Consider the following 17761-nt stretch of genomic DNA (forward strand, 5'->3'; position numbering starts at 1 on the left):
TTGCCGCATGCAGCCCAACGCATGCTCAAAAACAAACCGCGCCGCCCTTGCGGGTCGGCGCGGTTTGTTGTGCAGCGCAAATACGGACGCTTATGCAGTCGTCGCGGCCGTTGGCGCAGCCACCTTGGCCTCGGCGGCACGCAGGCGGATGTGCAGTTCGCGCAGTTGCTTCTCGTCGACCGGGCTCGGAGCCTGCGTGAGCAGATCCTGCGCACGTTGCGTCTTCGGGAAGGCGATCACGTCGCGGATCGAATCCGCACCGGCCATCATCGTGACGACGCGGTCCAGACCGAACGCGATACCGCCATGCGGAGGCGCACCATACTGCAGTGCGTCCAGCAGGAAGCCGAACTTGGCACGCGCTTCTTCATCGCCGATCTTCAAGGCGCGGAACACCTTGCTCTGCACTTCTTCGCGGTAGATCCGCACCGAGCCGCCACCGATTTCCCAGCCGTTGAGCACCATGTCGTAGGCCTTGGCGATGCACTTGCCTGGGTCGGTTTCGAGGTATTCCAGATGCTCGTCCTTCGGGCTCGTGAACGGGTGGTGCATGGCCACCCAGCGCGCGTCTTCCTCGTCGTACTCGAACATCGGGAAGTCGATCACCCACAGCGGCTTCCAGGCGTCTTCGAACAGGCCGGTGCTCTTGGCGAAGTCCGAATGGCCGACCTTCAAGCGCAGTGCGCCCATGGCGTCGTTCACAACCTTGGCGCGGTCAGCACCAAAGAACAGGATGTCGCCGTCTTGCGCGCCGCTGCGCTTGAGGATCTCGGCGATGGCCGCGTCGTGCAGGTTCTTCACGATCGGCGATTGCAGACCGTCGCGGCCCTTAGCCACTTCGTTGACCTTGATCCAGGCCAGGCCCTTGGCGCCGTAGATCTCGACAAACTTGCCATAAGCATCGATATCGCCACGCGACAGGGCAGCACCGCCCGGCACGCGCAGGGCCACCACGCGGCCACCTTCTGCATTGGCTGCGGCTGAGAACACCTTGAAGTCGACATCCTTCATAGCGTCGGTCAGCTCGGTGAATTCCAGCTTGACGCGCAGGTCCGGCTTATCCGAGCCGAAGCGCGCCATCGCCTCGCGGAACTCCATCACCGGGAACTTGGTATCCAGTTCAACCGACATGGTGTTTTTGAACACCGTGCGGATCATCTCTTCAAACAGATCACGGATTTCCTGCTCGGTCAGGAACGACGTTTCGCAGTCGATCTGGGTGAACTCGGGCTGGCGGTCAGCACGCAGGTCTTCGTCGCGGAAGCACTTGGTGATCTGGTAGTAGCGGTCGAAGCCCGACACCATCAGCATCTGCTTGAAGAGCTGCGGCGATTGCGGCAGCGCGAAAAACTGGCCGGCGTTCACGCGCGAGGGCACCAGGTAATCGCGCGCGCCTTCCGGCGTGCTCTTGGTCAGCATCGGCGTTTCGATGTCGATGAAGCCCTTGTCATCCAGATACTTGCGCACTTCCATCGCCACCTTGTAGCGCAGGCGCAGGTTGTATTGCATCTGCGGGCGGCGCAGGTCCAGCACGCGGTGCGTCAGGCGCGTGGTTTCCGACAGGTTGTCGTCGTCCAGCTGGAACGGCGGCGTAACGGAGGCGTTGAGCACAGTCAGCTCATGGCACAGTACTTCGACCTTGCCGCTGATGAGGTTGGCGTTGGTGGTGCCTTCCGGGCGAGCGCGCACGATGCCCTTCACCTGCAGACAGAACTCGTTACGCACGCCTTCTGCCACCTTGAACATCTCGGGGCGGTCCGGGTCGCACACGACCTGCACCAGGCCTTCACGGTCGCGCAGGTCGATGAAGATCACGCCGCCGTGGTCGCGACGGCGATGCGCCCAGCCTGACAGCGTGACGCTCTGGCCGAGCAGTTGTTCGGTGACCTGACCGCAGTATTGAGTACGCATTTGCATGTTGTGGTTTTCCGCGAAGCGCGCCGCCAATGAAGCGTCGCGCATGAAAGTTGATCGGGAGAGAGGCCAGCGTCGATTCGACTTCGTTCGTCTCGCCGGCTCAGGGTGCCGCGATGGCGCCGCCCTCTGCAGGCAGCGCGGTCGGATTCGAAGGGTCGCGCGGCCCTTGAGCCGGCGACCGGTCCTCCGTCTGTGGCGATGCATCGGGCGGGTCCATGCGGCGCGGCAACGCTTCGGGCGCCACCACCCCCATCGATACGATGTACTTGAGCGCCGCATCCACCGACATGTCCAGCTCGATCGTGTCGGCCTTGGGCATCATCAGGAAGAAGCCCGAGGTCGGGTTGGGCGTGGTAGGCACATATACGCTGACGTACTCGCCCTGCAGGTGGTTCTCGACGTCACCGCCGGGGCGGCCGGTCAGGAAGGCGATCGTCCACGAGCCCTCGCGCGGGTATTGCACCAGCAGTGCCTTGCGGAACGCATTGCCGTTGGACGACAGCAGCGTGTCCGACACCTGCTTGACGCTCGAATAAATCGGGCCGACCACGGGAATGCGACCCACCAGCGCTTCCCACCACGTCACCAGCTTCTGGCCAATGAAATTGTGCGCCAGAACCCCCACAATCAGGATGAACGCCAGCGTGAGGATCGCGCCCACGCCGGGGATTCGCCTGCCGAACAGTTGATCCGGCTGCCACGCCGATGGCAGCAGCGCCAGGCTCTGGTCCATCGTGCCGATGATGAGCGACAGCACCCACAGCGTGATCGCAAGCGGGACAAGCACCAGAAGACCGGTCAGGAACCATGTCTTGAGTGCGCTGGTTTTCTGTTTCATGGGGCGATGGACCAAAAGGTGAGCGATGCGGTCAGTGGCAGGCGCACGACGTGCCGCAACCACCGGATGCAGCCGGCGTGCCGGCGGTGGACGACGTACTGTCCGACGACGCGGCCGGTGCGGCAGCAGCGGCCGGAGCAGCCGTATCCGTCTTGGCCGCCGTACCCGTACCGGCGCCAGCAGCAGCCGATGCGCCGCCCGAGCCACCGCGGAAGTCCGTCACGTACCAGCCCGAACCCTTGAGCTGGAAACCGGCAGCGGTGAGCTGCTTCTTGAACGCCGGCGCGCCGCACGCGGGGCAATCCGTCAGCGGAGCGTCGCTCATCTTCTGCAGCACATCTTTGGCGTGGCCGCAGGCGTCGCATCGATAAGCATAGATCGGCATGGTGTCCTCACCCTGGAACAAACAAATGACAAGAAAGCAATAGGATTGCCCGCGCAGGCCGCGAACACGATGCAGTCAATGCGGGCGGGCTCGCGAAAGATCGGGGCAACTGCGCGCGATACAAGTGCTGGCGCGCAAAGCCTTGAATTATAAACCCTTTTGAGGGAATTCCCGACCGCAGATTCGGAGCGGGCAGTGGCAGTGCGCGACAAAGTGGCACGCCGCGCACGCCTGCGGCAGCACGATCAGGCTTGCGTAGCCGCCTTGGTGGTCGGCGCGCGGTTCTCGATCCATTGAGGGCCGAGCGAGCCGATAATCATCGCCCCGAAGCTGGCCAGCAGGCCCACCAATTGGGGCGGAAGCATCGCATCCGGCAGAGACACTTCGCACCAGATCCACGCTGCCAGGCCCAGGATGATGGCCAAGAGGCCACCCTGCTTGGTCGCACGCTTCCAGAACAGGCCGAAGGCCAGCGGCACAAACGCGGCCACCAGTGTGACCTTGTAGGCGCTTTCAACCATGTGAAAAATCGACAGGTGCGAGTTCAGCGCAAACAGCGTTACCAGCATCGTGAAGATCAGCACCACCGCCTGCATCACACGGAGGAAGCGCCTGTCATCCATGTTCGGCAGCAGCGGCCGCAACACGTTTTCGGCAAATGTCACGGACGGCGCCAGCAGCGTCGCGCTCGCGCAGCTCTTGATGGCCGAGAGCAGCGCGCCGAAGAACATCACCTGCGCAAAGATCGGCGCATGCTGCAGCACCAGATTGGGCAGGATCATCTGCGAGTCAGTCTCGATGTACTTGGCGACCATTGCCGGGTCGATCAGCGTAGCGGAATACGCGAGGAACATCGGCACGAACGCAAACATGAAGTACAGCACACCGCCCAGCACCGAGGCTGTGCCCGCGATGCGCTCGGTGCGCGACGAGGTCACACGCTGGAACACGTCCTGCTGTGGAATCGAGCCGAGCATCATGGTGATCCACGCCGTCACAAAACCGATCACCTCGATCGGGTTGAACGCCGGCCAGAACGAGAACTTGCCCGACGCCGCCGCGTGCGCCACCACCGTGCCCACGCCGCCGGCCTGGCCCGACACTTCCCAGCCGATATACAGCATGCCGATCACGATGATGATCATCTGGATGAAGTCGGTCACCGCCACCGACCACATGCCGCCGAACAGCGTGTAGACCAGCACGCTGCCTGCACCGATCATCATCCCGAGATCCTGCGAAACCGCACCGTCAGACACGGTATAGAACACCAGGCCCAACGCCTTGATCTGTGCCGCCACCCAGCCCAGGTAGGACACGACGATGCACAGGGTGGTCAACGTTTCGGCCGTGCGGCCAAAGCGGTTGCGGTAGAAGTCACCAATGGTGAGCAGGTTCATCCGGTACAGCGGCTTGGCAAAAAACAGCCCCACCAGGATCAGGCACAGCGACGAACCGAACGGATCTGCCACCACGCCATGCAGGCCGTCCTTGAGAAATTCTGCGGGAATCCCGAGCACCGCCTCGGAGCCGAACCAGGTGGCAAACACCGTGGCGGTCACGACATAGAACGGCAGGCTGCGGCCAGCCACCGCGAAATCGGCGGTATTGCGCACGCGCAGTGCAGCCCACAGGCCGATCCCGACCGAAATCACCCAGTAAATAATGACGAACCAGATCAGCATGGCAGCGCGGAAAGAAGCTGGAAAACCCCATGGCAGCCCGGTTTGGAGCCCTGGGGCGCCGGGCAAAGTGGCGGGATTATAGCGACGGGACTGGGCGCCGGGGCATCGGTGCGACCACGAATGCCGCGCTGCCTGCCCCATTTTTGGGCGGCGGCCCGCAACGGGCGTCCGCAGGCTTTTTGTTGACCACGGCCAATGTTGCTTCGCACCAACACTGGCCGCTAAGGCATATCAATCGGCGCGGCGACGCCAGACTTGCCAGCGCTCGCGGCCGGCAAACACCGGAATCGAATCCGCCTCGGCGATGGGTGTATCGCTGATGCGCTCGAATGCGGGTGACAGCAGCGCGTCCAGTTCGGGCTGCGTGGTCTCGAACGGCGGCCCCTTGGTGACTGCCTCGCGGCCCTCGATCACTGCAAAGAAGCCGGCCAGCAACCCACCCGGTGGCAGCAACTTCGCCACCTGCGCTGCGTAGTCGGGCCACAGGCGACGCGGCATCGCGCACAGGAAAGCGCGTTCGTAAATCCATTGCACCGGGCGGCGCGGCACAAAGCGGAAGAAATCGGCCAACTCCACCACCTCAGCATGCGGACCCAGCAAAGCCTTGGCCGATGCCACAGCGCTTGGTGCAAAGTCGATGGCGGTAACCGGCCAGGCACGGTCGGCCAGCCATCCGGCCTCATAGGCGTTGCCGCAACCGGGAATCAGCGTGGAAAGTGGCGTTGGTTGCGCTTGGCAGAACTGCCGGAACGCGGCGGGCACGCCGGCTGCATCCCAGGGGGTGTGCTCGCGGCTGAAGCGCTCGTCCCAGAAAGCGGGGTCAGCGGCGTCACGGGATTGAAAGACGGGCGATTCGGCCATGGCGGTTCAGGAGTGGTTCTGAGGATCAGTAGCGGGCCATCCAGGCCAGCACATGCGTGGCGACAATGCCGACCGCAAATCCGCCAACAAACAGCAGCGCGGCCGACAAAAGCCGGTTCGTGCGCTTTTGCTCGGCCAGCAGCGCCGTGAGCGCGGCGGTCTGCGCGTTGCCATCTTCGCGGGAATGGCGATCCAAAATCTGATGCACCAGGCGCGGAAGGTCTGGCAGCTTGTTGGCCCACTGCGGCGCCTCCACCTTCAGGCGCTCGACAAAACCGCGCCAACCGATCTGCTCATGCATCCAACGTTCGAGAAAAGGCTTGGCGGTTTTCCACAGATCGAGGTCAGGATCGAGCTGGCGGCCCAGGCCTTCCACGTTGAGCAGCGTCTTCTGCAGCAGCACGAGTTGCGGCTGCACTTCAACGTTGAAGCGGCGCGAGGTCTGGAACAGGCGCATCAGCACAAGGCCCAGCGATATCTCGCCCAGCGGCCGGTCGAAATACGGCTCGCAGCACGCACGGATGGCGCCCTCCAGTTCTTCCACACGCGTCTCTTCCGGCGCCCAGCCGGATTCGATATGGAGCACCGCCACACGATGGTAGTCGCGCTGGAAAAACGCCAGGAAGTTCTGCGCAAGGTAGTTCTTGTCGAACTCCGACAGCGCCCCAACGATGCCGAAATCCAACGCGATATAGCGGCCCAGCGTCTCGGGTGCCACGCTCACGAGGATGTTGCCGGGGTGCATGTCGGCGTGGAAGAAGCCGTCGCGGAAAACCTGCGTAAAGAAGATCTCCACACCGTCGCGCGCGAGCTTGTGCATGTCAACGCCGGCGGCGCGGAGCTCTTCCGTGTGCGAGATACGCATGCCGTGCATGCGCTCCATCACGAACACTTCCGATGTGCACCAGTCCCAGAACACCTCGGGCACCAGCAGCAGACCGGACTTGGCGAAATTGCGGCGCAACTGGCTGGCGTTGGCCGCCTCGCGCATCAGATCAAGCTCGTCGTGCAGATACTTATCGAACTCGGCGACCACCTCGCGCGGCTTCAGGCGCCGGGCGTCGGCCCAAAGTTTTTCCATCCACTTGGCGAGGTCGCGCATCAATGCAAGGTCGCTGTCGATCACGGGCAGCATGCCCGGGCGCAACACCTTCACCGCTACCTCGCGGCCGTCGTCCGGGCCGCCTCGCAGCGTGGCGAAATGCACCTGCGCAATCGACGCGCTCGCCACCGGGTGATGGTCAAAGCGATGGAACAGCGCCGACAGCGGCTTGCCAAGCGATTTCTCCACGATGGCCGCCGCCACCTTCGGGTCAAACGGCGGCACGCGATCCTGCAGCTTGGCCAGTTCATCGGCCACATCGGGCGGCAGCAGGTCGCGCCGTGTTGACAGCACCTGCCCAAACTTCACGAAGATGGGACCGAGCTGCTCCAGCGCCAAGCGCAGGCGCTCTCCGCGCGGGCGCTTGGGCTTGCGGCCCAGCGTCAGCAGCCAGACCAGCACGCGAATGCGCCGGCTCTTGAAGCCGGACAACGCGAGCTGATCCAGCCCGTAGTACAGAATGACGAAAATGATCTTGCCCAGCCGGAAGAAGCGCGTCATGCCGATTCACCTCGACGTGCGGTCCGGGCAGCCGGGCGTTCGAGCTTTTCAAGCCGCTCCAGGCGCTTGACCAAGCGCGCTTCGGTATCGCGCAGCGCAGCCACATCGGCGGCGAACTGGGTAAGGCGCGCGTGGCGCACGAGCGTCGGTTGCTCATCGGTCAGGTACGACGCCACCGACTCCGCCAGCGAACGGCCAACGCGCGTGGCTTCGATGCGGGCAGCCTGCGCGCCGCTCACCATGCGCTGCGCAATCACGTCGCCAAACACGCGCGAGAGGTCCTCCGCCGCATCCCAGCGCAGGTTGCGTAGCAGCGTCGATAGAATGTTGGCAAATTCGGCCTCACCTTCAATGCGCACGTGCTTGAGCACGGCAGCCTGCCCACCCGTGGCGTAATCGCTGGCAGCCGCTGCAAGCGGCACCACCACGGTCACGGCCGGGGCAATGTCAGGCTCGGGAGCCGTCACCAGGCCAGTGGCGTCCACCTGCAACGTCATCGACATGGGCGCCAGATCAAAGCGCGCCACGCGGCCCGCGAACGGCCGCAGTGTCTCCTGCGCCCAGGGCTCCTGGCGCAGCAGATGGTTGAGCGCGAGCAGCAGCGGCTGCATCAGCACAAGCGGAAACGGAGACGAAGTGGCTGTCGAAGACATGCGGTGATGGTGCGCAAAAACAGCAAGAAAGCAGCAAAAAAGCGGGCTAGCGACGAACAACAAAAAGGGCCCGAACCAGACGGTCGGGCCCTATTTTACGGGGAATGTTGAAACGGCCGTTTTGCGGCGCTTCAAGTTGTTACAGCATCACTGCAACTGCTGAATACCCGCCAACACCCAGCCACCCGCCCCCTGCGTCGGCTTGGTCAGGTTCCACACCTCGGCAAACGGCTGTGCCGGTGCGTTGGCTTCTTCACGGATCATGCCCGAGAAGCGCACGCTGGCCAGGTACTCGGCAGCCTGCGTTTCAATGCCCAGCATTTCGGCTTCGACCGAGACCACGTCGGTCTTGTTAGGCGAAGTGCCGCGATCGGCAAGGTCCATCTTGATCTCGGCGAACATCTCGGGCGTGGTGAACTCGCGGATGTCATTCAAGTTGCCCGCATCCCACGCGGCCTGCAGGCGGATGAAGTAGACCTTCGCATTGCGCAGGAAGGCTTGCGTATCGAAATCCGCCGGCACACCCCACGGCTGCTGCGGTGCGGCTGCGGCGGGTTGTGCGTTGACGGCCTGCGCGCTCGCCGCAGCCGGACCGCCCAGGTTCCACGACTGCGCAGCAGTTGCCGCGCCAGCGCCCAGACCTGACGTATTGCCGGTGTTGAGCGACGCAGCGGCCGGTGCGGAAGCCTGCGGGGCCGGTGTGGCGGGCTGCGGCACATACGGCTCACGGTCACCACCCAGCGACGGGCCACCCGTGGCGTAGGCAGGACCTTGCGGACGGCTGCCGCGCACCTTGCGGATGATCCACATCACCACGAAGGCGACAAGCGCGATCAGGATCAGGTTAGACAGCAACGAGGCCAAGCCCGCGCCCAGACCGAATTTCGACAGCAGATAACCAATGCCCAGGCCGGCTGCCAAGCCGCCCAGCATGCCACCCCAGTTACGCCCAGGCTTTGCAGCCGGTGCCGCCGCACCCGGCGCTGCCGGCGACGGTTGTGCAGTCGGTGCGGCCGGCTGTGTTGGCGACGGCGTTGTGGCCGGCGGCGTCTGTTGTCGTTGCGTCACGGTGGACGACTGCTTGCCGACGCTGCGGCTGCCACCCATGCGCTTGGCGTTGGCATCAACCGCCGCGCCCAGTGCGAGCGTCGCGACCAGCGCGCCCACCATCAATTTTCCACCCCAATGCAAACTCATCGCTGTCTTCTCTCCAATGGCAGTGACGCCATTAGATGGAGACGTCAATGCCGAAATTCAATGTGAAGGATCGTGGCATATCGCCACAGCGCGCTACATCGCCCATCCGGTGGAACGTCGGAAACACTTAGAGACGACGGCCCACGTGCAGTGCCACGACACCCGCTGTCAGGTTGAAGTATTCGACCGAGTCCAATCCGGCCTGTTCCATCATCTGCTTGAGCGTTTCCTGATCCGGGTGCATGCGGATGGACTCGGCCAGATAGCGGTAGCTCTCGGGGTCGCCCGCCACTTTGCTGCCCAACCACGGCAACACCTTGAACGAGTACACGTCGTAGGCCTTCTCCAGCGGCTGCCACACCTTGGAGAACTCCAGCACCATCACCTTGCCGCCCGGTTTCACTACGCGACGCATTTCAGCGAGCGCGCGATCCTTGTGCGTCATGTTGCGCAAGCCGAATGCCACTGTCACCACGTCGAAGTAAGCATTCGGAAAGGGAATGTGCTCGGCATCGCACAAGGCGGTGGGGGTCAGCACGCCAGCATCGAGCAGGCGGTCGCGGCCGACGCGCAGCATCGACTCGTTGATGTCGGTTAGCCAAACCTCCCCGGTGGGGCCGGCCTGGCGCGCAAAGGCCTTCGCCAGATCGCCCGTGCCGCCAGCAATATCGAGCACCTTGTAGCCTGGGCGCACCGCGGCCTGGGCAATGGTGAACATCTTCCATATGCGGTGCAGACCACCGGACATCAGGTCGTTCATCACGTCGTACTTGCTGGCGACGGAATGAAACACGCCAGCAACCTTGCCGGCCTTCTCCTGCTCGTCGACCTGCTGGAATCCGAAGTGGGTTTGGCTCATGACAGAAAGGAATGCGGATGCAGCGCGTGGGCGCCGCAAAGTGAATTGGAAATCAGTGGCTGTGGCCGCAGGCGTGGCCAGCGTTGGCTGCCATCGGTGCGTCACGGTCAACGCCGGCGGCGGTCAGGCGATCAAGATAGGCTTGCCACAGCGTGTCGTGCTCAACACCCAAGCGGTACAGGTACGCCCAATCGAAGATGCCGGAATCATGGCCATCGGAGAACAGCGGGCGGATCGCATAGTTGCCCACCGGTTCTACGCCGACGATGCCTACCTCGCGCTTGCCGGTCTGCAGCACTTCCTGCCCTGGCCCGTGCCCCTGCACTTCCGCTGACGGCGACAGCACGCGCAAATATTCGAACGGCAGGCTGAACTGCTTGCCATCAGCAAAGGCGATCTCGAGCACGCGCGATTGCGTGTGCACGGTAATGCCGGTCGGGTGCGGAGTGTCGGCGGAAAGTCCGGCCATGAAAAGCGTCTCGTTGAGTCTTTGAAAAACTGCGTTTCAGGAAGCGGCCAGCGCCGGAGTAGACACATTCTGCGCGGGCTCTTCCACCACCCGATAGCTTACCGCAGTCAACGGATCGCCCTCGGGGATGTAACGCAGGCGCCGATGGTGAAATCGTGCCACGGTGCTGCGGTGTGCCACGCTGACAATGGTCATATCTGGCATCGATTCCAGCATCAGGCTGTACATGAAAGCCTCCGTATCTTCGTCGAGTGCGCTGGTGGCCTCGTCGAGGAAGAGGTAATCGGGACGCTGCAGCAAGGCGCGCGCGAAGGCCAGGCGCTGCTGCTCGCCAGGCGACAACCGCAGGCTCCAGTTGCTGACTTCATCCAGTAGGTCAACCAGTGCCGGCAGGCGGCAGGCGGTCAGCACCTGGGCCAGCCGCTCGGCAGTGTACTGGGTGGCGAGATCAGGATACGAGAGCGCGTCGGCCAGCGTGCCCGACGGCAAATAACTGCGCTGCGGCAGGAACAGCACGCAGGCATCGTCCGGAATCTCGATGCGGCCCGAGCCATACGGCCAGATGCCAGCCACGGCGCGCACAAGCGTGCTTTTGCCGCAGCCCGACGGGCCGTTGATGAGCACACGCTCGCCACGTGCGAGGGTCATATCGAAGGGCTCGACCAGCAGGTCTTCGGGCTTGCGATTGGGCAGGTTGAGCGCGAGGTCACGCGCCTCGATGGCGGACACGGTGGCGATCTCAACCTCGACGTCGCGCACGCCCGCACGGTGCTCTTCTTCGCGCTCGGCGGCGCGCATGGCACGCTGGAATTCGATCAGACGATTGGTGGAGGCCTTCCAGCTCACCAGTGTGCTGTAGTTGTCGACAAACCACGACATGGCGCCCTGCACCTGCCCGAACGCCGTAGCCACCTGCATCATGCCGCCCAGCGTGAGGGTACCGCCAAAGTAGCGCGGTGCAGAGACCAGGAACGGAAAGATGATGGCGAACTGCCCATAGCCTGAGCTGGCAAAGTTCAGCCGCCGCGTGTAGTCCATCAACTGGTTCCAGTTGGCGCGGATGCGCTCGAAGCGGCCGCGCAGAATGGCTTTTTCGGTCGGCTCGCCGCGGTACAGGGCGATGCTCTCGCTGTTCTCGCGCACGCGCATCAGCAGGAAACGAAAATACGCTTCGTAGCGCTCCTGCTGGAACGACAGCCCGATCAGCGGGCGACCCACGAAGTGGATGATGACCGAGCCCAGCACCGAGTACAGCAGCGCGAACCACACCATGTAACCGGGGATGACGAAGTCGTGCCCACCCAGCGCAAACGCCAGCGGCCCCGACACCGCCCACAGGATGCCGAAGAACGACACCAGCGTGACCGCCGCGTTGAGAAAACCCAGCGCCAGCGTGAGCGTGGCATCTGTGAAGTTGCGCAGGTCGTCGGCGATCCGCTGGTCGGGGTTGTCAGCAGTGTGGGTCTGCTCCAGGCGATAGAACGCCTGCTTGCCGAGCCAGTCATCAACGAAGCTGCCCGTGATCCACGTCCGCCAGCGCATGCGCAGCATCATCGTGTAGTACTGGCGCAGCACGGACGCAATGATGATGAGCGCGGCAATCCAGGAGAAACGCCCAAGCTGGTGCCAGAACCCGGTCTTGTCCTTCTGTTCCAGCGCGTTGTAGAACAGCCGGTTCCAGTCGGTGAACAGCACGTTCATGTAGACGACGAACAGGCTGAGCGCGACCACCAGCGCCAGCAGCGCCCACGCCTTGTAGCGGTCTGCAGAAACCCAGAACGGCTTGATGAGTTGCCACGTCTCGGACAGATTCAACCGGCCGTGGTGAACATTCAGCTCGGCGATGGAATCCTTATGAGAATCGGGCGTGGCGGCGGTGCGCGGTGTCGTCATGGCGAGGGCTTTGGCACGGCAGAAAGACAATCTGACGTCTTGCGCGCCACAGGGGTTCCGCGCAGGACGTGGCGATGCGTTACCAGGTGTTAGCGCCGACGGGGCTCAAGCGTCAGCGAGCGCCGCTTGCAGCGCGTACGACAGCGCCGGCAACTTGGCCGTGATCCCGGCCATCCGCGCAGCATCGGGCTCGCGTTGCTCGGGGCCCCACACGGCTTCTGGAAAATGCGTGTCCCACCGATAGCGCGGGATGACGTGCCAGTGCAGATGCGGCACAAAATTGCCAAAGCTGGCGAGGTTGATCTTGTCCGGTGCCAGCTCGGTGCGCAGCACACGCTCGACGCGGGTAACGATTTCCATCAGCCAGAGGCGATCGGCATCGGACAAATCGGTCTGCTCGGCCACGTGGTCGTTCCAGATGACGCGGCAGAAGCCCGGAAAGCGCGCGTGCTCGACCAGCACCACGCGCGCCCTGGCATTGCGCCAGACGGGCTCGCCGCCGTCCCCGCCGTTGATCTGGCACAGCGCGCAGCCGGGCGAGCGCTCGATCATCGTCACACCAGCACTCGCTCGATGCCGCCAGCGTTGGCCTGGGCCACGTAGTCCTGCAGCCAGGTCTCGCCGAGCACGTGGCGCGCCATTTCGACCACGATGTAGTCGGCCTGCACCGAGACATCTTCGGTGTAGCGCGACAGGCCTTGCAGACACGCCGGGCAGCTCGTGAGGATTTTCACGTCGCCGTTGAAATCACCACGCAGCTTGTCGGCGCCCTTCTTCATCTCCTCTTCCTTGCGGAAGCGCACCTGCGTGGAGATGTCCGGACGCGAGATCGCCAGCGTGCCCGACTCACCGCAGCAGCGGTCGTTCTTCTCGATCGCGCTGGCCTGGCCGTCGGCGCCGATGTTGCCGCCCATGAGCTGGTTGACCAGCTTGGTCGGGTCCATGGTCTTGATCGGGGTGTGGCAAGGGTCGTGGTACATGTACCGCGTGCCTTGCACACCGTCGAGCTTCACACCCTTCTCCAGCAGGTATTCGTGAATGTCGATGATCCGGCAACCCGGGAAGATCTTGTCGAATTCATAGTCGGCGAGCTGGTCGTAGCAGGTGCCGCAGCTCACCACCACCGTCTTGATGTCGAGGTAGTTGAGCGTGTTGGCCACGCGGTGGAACAGCACGCGGTTGTCGGTAACGATCTTCTCGGCCTTGTCGTACTGACCATTGCCGCGCTGCGGATAACCACAGCACAGGTAGCCCGGCGGCAGCACGGTCTGTACGCCGGCGTGCCAGAGCATGGCTTGCGTGGCCAGGCCCACCTGCGAGAACAGCCGCTCCGAACCGCAGCCCGGGAAGTAGAACACCGCCTCGCTGTCGGGCGTGGTCTCCTTCGGGTTGCGGATGATCGGGACGATCTCGTTGTCCTCGATGTCCAGCAGCGCACGTGCGGTCTTCTTGGGCAGGTTGCCCGGCATCTTCTTGTTGATGAAGTGGATCACCTGCTCGCGCACCGGTGGCTTGCCCACCGTGGCGGGCGGATGCGCGGTCTGCTTCTTGGCGAACTTCTTCAGGATGTCGTGCCCCAAGCGCTGCGCCTTGTAGCCCCAGTCGAACATCACCTTGCGCGTGAAGTTGATGGTCTCGGGGTTGGTCGCGTTCAGGTAGAACATCGCCGCAGCGGTGCCGGGGTTGAACTTCTTCTGCCCCATCTTGCGCAGCAGGTTGCGCATGTTCATCGACACGTCGCCGAAGTCGATCTTGACCGGGCATGGCGTCACGCATTTGTGGCAGACCGTGCAGTGGTCGCCCACGTCGGCAAACTCTTCCCAATGCTTGACCGACACGCCGCGGCGCGTCTGCTCTTCGTACAGGAAGGCCTCGATCAGCAGCGAGGTGGCGAGAATCTTGTTGCGCGGGCTGTACAGCAGGTTGGCACGCGGCACGTGCGTGGCGCACACCGGCTTGCACTTGCCGCAGCGCAGGCAGTCCTTGATCGATTCCGAGATGGCGCCGATATCGCTCTGCTGCATGATGATCGACTCGTGCCCCATCAGGCCGAACGACGGCGTGTAGGCGTTGCGCAGGTCGGCCGCCAGCCCTTGGGGGTCGTTCACATCGCGCAGCAGCTTGCCCTTGTTGAAGCGGCCGTTCGGATCCACGCGGCGCTTGTACGCAGCGAAGTCGGCAATCTCTTCATCGGTCAGGAATTCCAGCTTGGTGATGCCGATGCCGTGCTCGCCCGAGATCACGCCGTCAAGCGTTCGTGCCAGCGTCATGATGCGGGCCACCGCCTTGTGGGCGTCCTGCAGCATGTCGTAGTCGTCCGAGTTGACGGGGATGTTGGTGTGCACGTTGCCATCTCCGGCGTGCATGTGCAGGGCCACGAACACACGGCCGCGCAGCACCTTTTTGTGGATCGCCTGCGCCTCGTCGAGGATCGGCTTGAACTCGCCGCCGTTGAAGATCTTGCGCAGCTCGGCGCGAATTTCCGCCTTCCACGACACGCGGATCGTGCGGTCTTGCAGCAGGTGGAACAGGTTGGCGTCGGGCTGATTCACCAGCCGGTCGTCGATGGTCTGCGCGAGGTAGCCCAGGCCGAGGCCGATCAGGCTGGCGCGCGCGGTGGTAACCGGCGTGTCGAGATGGTCCAGCAGGTACTGCCAGCGAGCACGCGTGGTACGCAGCAGTTGCTGCGCCTGTTGCACGCGGTCTTCGAGCAGTTCGGCACTGGGAATCTCGTTAGCGTCGTCGGTACGGCCCAGCGGCAGGTTGCTGCCGGCAAAGAAATCGAGCAGCGCGTCGGTCAGCTTGAGCTTGTTCTTGATCGACAGCTCGATGTTGATGCGCTCGATGCCGTCGGTGTACTCGCCCATGCGATTGAGCGGGATCACCACGTCTTCGTTGATCTTGAACGCGTTGGTGTGCTTGGCAATCGCCGCGGTGCGTGAGCGATCGAGCCAGAACTTCTTGCGTGCCTCGGGGCTGACGGCCACGAAACCTTCGCCGCTCTTGCCGTTGGCCAGACGGATCACCTCCGAGGTGGCGCGCGCCACGGCGTCATCGTCGTCGCCAACAATGTCACCAATCAGCACCATCTTCGGGAACGCGTTGCGCTTGCTCTTGGTGGCGTAGCCAACCGCGCGCAGGTAGCGCTCGTCCAGGTGCTCCAGGCCCGCGAGGATCGCGCCACCGGGCTTCTTGGTCTCGGCGTCGAGGTAGTCCTTGATTTCAACGATGCTCGGGATCGCGTCGCGCGCTTGGCCGAAAAACTCCAGGCAAACGGTGCGGATCGACTTGGGCATGCGGTGCAGGATCCAGCGTGCGCTGGTGATGATGCCGTCGCAGCCCTCCTTCTGCACGCCGGGCAGGCCAGCCAGGAACTTGTCGGTAACGTCCTTGCCGAGGCCTTCCTTGCGGAACTTGCGGCCTTCAATGGTGAGCGTTTCGGTGCGCAGCAGTTTGCTGCCGAGCGGCGCATTGCCATCGAACCACTTCAGTTCGAACGTGACGACGGGCGCGTCATGAATCTTGCCGAGGTTGTGGTCAAGGCGCTGGACTTCCAGCCAGTTGCCGTCCGGATCGACCATGCGCCACCAGGCGAGGTTGTCCAGCGCGGTGCCCCACAGCACGGCCTTCTTGCCACCCGCGTTCATGGCGACGTTGCCGCCAATGCACGAAGCGTCGATCGACGTTGGGTCGACGGCAAACACGAGGCCGGCCTTTTCAGCGGCATCCGCCACGCGGCGCGTGACCACGCCGGCGCCCGAATAGATGGTCGCCACAGGGTGATCAACGCCCGGCAGGTCGGTCATCTCGACCGCATCCAGACGCTCGAGCTTTTCGGTATTGATGACAGCCGAGAACGGCGTGAGCGGCACAGCGCCGCCGGTATAGCCGGTGCCGCCTCCGCGCGGGATGATGGTCAGCCCAAGCTCGAAGCAGCCCTTGACGATGCCCGCGATCTCTTCTTCGGTATCGGGCGTGAGCACCACGAACGGGTATTCGACGCGCCAGTCGGTGGCGTCGGTCACGTGCGACACGCGCGACAGGCCATCGAACTTGATGTTGTCTTTGGCTGTGACGCGGCCGAGCACCTTTTGCGCACGGCGGCGCAGGTCATACACCTGCGCGAATTCTTCCTGGAACGCCTTGACGGCGCGACGGGCGTGCACGACCAGTTGCTCGACCTTGGTCGCGCGCTCGTCACCTTCCGGGTCATGGTGCGAATCGTGGTCGGCCACGCGGCGCTTCTCGATCTCCGCCAGGCGGTGATTGAGGGCGTCGATCAGCATCTGCCGGCGCTTCGGGTTGTCGAGCAGGTCGTCCTGCAGGTACGGGTTGCGGCGCACCACCCACACGTCGCCCAGCACTTCGTACAGCATGCGTGCCGATCGGCCCGTGCGGCGCTCGGCGCGCAGCTCGTCCAGGATCTGCCACGCAGACTCGCCCAGCAGACGAATGACGATTTCCCGATCCGAGAACGAGGTGTAGTTGTAGGGAATCTCGCGCAGCCGGGGCGCAGCGTCCTGCGCCGTGAGTTTGGCGTCGATCAGAAGTGGGGCATTCATGGCGTGCCGCTGGGGAGGGAGGGCGCGGCATAGAGAGCTCAAGCCGCGTGGTCTTTAAAGGGCAATTGTACTGCAAGGCGCGGTGTTGACGCATTGCAACAACGGTATCCCTGCCGATGATGTGGGCGAAAAAATCGCCGCGTTTTCAATGGCTTGCGAAAAAGGCAGAGGCGCCCAGGTGCCGCTTGCGACACGCAAACGTCACATCATCACACCCTTGATCCAGCCCAGAATGCCGTGCCAGAAGCCATCTGGCAGGGTCATGAGGGCTGCGGTCATGGCCAGATAACGCAGGAATTTGCCGATGGCCATGTACATGGCGCTGGGCCAGAATTTCAGGCGCAGCCAGCCGGCCAGCGTGCAGAGCGGGTCGCCTATGCCCGGCAGCCACGACACCAGCAGCGATACCGGCCCGATGCGGCGCATCCAGCGGAAGTACTTTTTGTCGAGCGGCGGCTCGCGGTGGCGCTTGGGGTGCGGCACGTGCTGGGCGTGCTCGGTGTTGTGCTGGCGGCGGCGGCGCGCCAGGTGGTAGCGCACCACCGCCAGCTTGGCCGCGTAGCCCATCCACCAGTCGACCACGCCGCCCAGCGTGTTGCCGACGGTGGCCACGATGATGGCTGGCCAGAACATCTCCGGATTGAGCTTGATGTAGGCGAACACCGCCGGCTCGGAGCCCAGCGGCAAGAGCGTCGCCGAGATGAAACTGACGAGGAAGATGGCAGGCAGCCCGACCTTGGGCAGGGCGAGCGTGGCAAAAAGCGTGTCGATCCACTGTTCCATGCGGTCGATTGTAGAGGGCGGGCGGCCGCTGCGTCGCTTGGGGGCCGCCCTACCCG

14 protein-coding genes are annotated in these 17761 nt (G+C 63.6%); all 14 read right to left on the minus strand.

The features are described 5' to 3' along the window. Positions 1 to 90: 90 nt before the first annotated feature. Positions 91 to 1962 (minus strand): aspartate--tRNA ligase, encoded by a 1872-nt coding sequence (gene aspS, locus PSUB009319_RS13525; RefSeq protein ID WP_124382742.1) that lies wholly within the window; start codon positions 1960 to 1962, stop codon positions 91 to 93. A gap of 55 nt (positions 1963 to 2017) precedes the next feature. Continuing rightward, on the minus strand, positions 2018 to 2755 hold the full coding sequence (locus PSUB009319_RS13530; RefSeq protein WP_124382743.1) for a DUF502 domain-containing protein: 738 nt from the start codon (positions 2753 to 2755) through the stop codon (positions 2018 to 2020). Positions 2756 to 2786: 31 nt separating this feature from the next. Then, positions 2787 to 3140 carry an FmdB family zinc ribbon protein gene (locus tag PSUB009319_RS13535; RefSeq protein WP_124382744.1) on the minus strand — a complete coding sequence of 118 codons (354 nt, stop codon included), beginning with the start codon at positions 3138 to 3140 and terminating at the stop codon, positions 2787 to 2789. A 245-nt stretch (positions 3141 to 3385) separates the two neighbouring features. Then, positions 3386 to 4825, minus strand: a complete 1440-nt coding sequence (locus PSUB009319_RS13540) for a sodium:solute symporter family protein (protein ID WP_124382745.1) — start codon at positions 4823 to 4825, stop codon at positions 3386 to 3388. Between the two features lie 231 nt (positions 4826 to 5056). Next, positions 5057 to 5686: a methyltransferase domain-containing protein gene (locus PSUB009319_RS13545; protein WP_124382746.1), complete on the minus strand. Its 630-nt coding sequence runs from the start codon at positions 5684 to 5686 to the stop codon at positions 5057 to 5059. 25 nt (positions 5687 to 5711) lie between these two features. Then, a complete protein-coding gene (ubiB, locus tag PSUB009319_RS13550) occupies positions 5712 to 7289 on the minus strand; it encodes a ubiquinone biosynthesis regulatory protein kinase UbiB (protein ID WP_124382747.1) in 1578 nt (525 codons plus the stop codon). Next, positions 7286 to 7942: an SCP2 domain-containing protein gene (locus PSUB009319_RS13555; protein WP_124382748.1), complete on the minus strand. Its 657-nt coding sequence runs from the start codon at positions 7940 to 7942 to the stop codon at positions 7286 to 7288. Before PSUB009319_RS13555 ends, ubiB begins: the two co-directional genes overlap by 4 nt. A gap of 147 nt (positions 7943 to 8089) precedes the next feature. Then, a complete protein-coding gene (locus PSUB009319_RS13560; protein ID WP_185453469.1) occupies positions 8090 to 9139 on the minus strand; it encodes a Tim44 domain-containing protein in 1050 nt (349 codons plus the stop codon). Positions 9140 to 9266: 127 nt separating this feature from the next. Continuing rightward, complete coding sequence (gene ubiE, locus PSUB009319_RS13565) at positions 9267 to 9998, minus strand: bifunctional demethylmenaquinone methyltransferase/2-methoxy-6-polyprenyl-1,4-benzoquinol methylase UbiE (RefSeq protein WP_124382749.1); 732 nt, start codon at positions 9996 to 9998, stop codon at positions 9267 to 9269. A gap of 52 nt (positions 9999 to 10050) precedes the next feature. Further along, on the minus strand, positions 10051 to 10467 hold the full coding sequence (locus PSUB009319_RS13570; protein ID WP_124382750.1) for a gamma-butyrobetaine hydroxylase-like domain-containing protein: 417 nt from the start codon (positions 10465 to 10467) through the stop codon (positions 10051 to 10053). Between the two features lie 36 nt (positions 10468 to 10503). Continuing rightward, positions 10504 to 12360 carry an ABC transporter ATP-binding protein/permease gene (locus PSUB009319_RS13575; protein ID WP_124382751.1) on the minus strand — a complete coding sequence of 619 codons (1857 nt, stop codon included), beginning with the start codon at positions 12358 to 12360 and terminating at the stop codon, positions 10504 to 10506. A 105-nt stretch (positions 12361 to 12465) separates the two neighbouring features. Next, positions 12466 to 12912 (minus strand): HIT family protein, encoded by a 447-nt coding sequence (locus tag PSUB009319_RS13580; RefSeq protein WP_124382831.1) that lies wholly within the window; start codon positions 12910 to 12912, stop codon positions 12466 to 12468. 2 nt (positions 12913 to 12914) lie between these two features. Next, a complete protein-coding gene (locus tag PSUB009319_RS13585; RefSeq protein ID WP_124382752.1) occupies positions 12915 to 16922 on the minus strand; it encodes an FAD/FMN-binding oxidoreductase in 4008 nt (1335 codons plus the stop codon). A 201-nt stretch (positions 16923 to 17123) separates the two neighbouring features. Next, positions 17124 to 17705 carry a YqaA family protein gene (locus PSUB009319_RS13590; protein ID WP_124382753.1) on the minus strand — a complete coding sequence of 194 codons (582 nt, stop codon included), beginning with the start codon at positions 17703 to 17705 and terminating at the stop codon, positions 17124 to 17126. Positions 17706 to 17761 lie beyond the last annotated feature (56 nt).

The organism is Ralstonia sp. SET104 (assembly GCF_003851545.1).
In the GTDB taxonomy this organism is placed as follows: domain Bacteria; phylum Pseudomonadota; class Gammaproteobacteria; order Burkholderiales; family Burkholderiaceae; genus Ralstonia.

Bases quoted from the DNA above. Each gene is read 5' to 3' on its own strand.
- aspS (WP_124382742.1), bottom strand. From the start codon at position 1,962: ATGCGCGACGCTTCATTGGCGGCGCGCTTCGCGGAAAACCACAACATG.
- PSUB009319_RS13530 (WP_124382743.1), bottom strand. From the start codon at position 2,755: ATGAAACAGAAAACCAGCGCACTCAAGACATGGTTCCTGACCGGTCTT.
- PSUB009319_RS13535 (WP_124382744.1), bottom strand. From the start codon at position 3,140: ATGCCGATCTATGCTTATCGATGCGACGCCTGCGGCCACGCCAAAGAT.
- PSUB009319_RS13540 (WP_124382745.1), bottom strand. From the start codon at position 4,825: ATGCTGATCTGGTTCGTCATTATTTACTGGGTGATTTCGGTCGGGATC.
- PSUB009319_RS13545 (WP_124382746.1), bottom strand. From the start codon at position 5,686: ATGGCCGAATCGCCCGTCTTTCAATCCCGTGACGCCGCTGACCCCGCT.
- ubiB (WP_124382747.1), bottom strand. From the start codon at position 7,289: ATGACGCGCTTCTTCCGGCTGGGCAAGATCATTTTCGTCATTCTGTAC.
- PSUB009319_RS13555 (WP_124382748.1), bottom strand. From the start codon at position 7,942: ATGTCTTCGACAGCCACTTCGTCTCCGTTTCCGCTTGTGCTGATGCAG.
- PSUB009319_RS13560 (WP_185453469.1), bottom strand. From the start codon at position 9,139: ATGAGTTTGCATTGGGGTGGAAAATTGATGGTGGGCGCGCTGGTCGCG.
- ubiE (WP_124382749.1), bottom strand. From the start codon at position 9,998: ATGAGCCAAACCCACTTCGGATTCCAGCAGGTCGACGAGCAGGAGAAG.
- PSUB009319_RS13570 (WP_124382750.1), bottom strand. From the start codon at position 10,467: ATGGCCGGACTTTCCGCCGACACTCCGCACCCGACCGGCATTACCGTG.
- PSUB009319_RS13575 (WP_124382751.1), bottom strand. From the start codon at position 12,360: ATGACGACACCGCGCACCGCCGCCACGCCCGATTCTCATAAGGATTCC.
- PSUB009319_RS13580 (WP_124382831.1), bottom strand. From the start codon at position 12,912: ATGATCGAGCGCTCGCCCGGCTGCGCGCTGTGCCAGATCAACGGCGGG.
- PSUB009319_RS13585 (WP_124382752.1), bottom strand. From the start codon at position 16,922: ATGAATGCCCCACTTCTGATCGACGCCAAACTCACGGCGCAGGACGCT.
- PSUB009319_RS13590 (WP_124382753.1), bottom strand. From the start codon at position 17,705: ATGGAACAGTGGATCGACACGCTTTTTGCCACGCTCGCCCTGCCCAAG.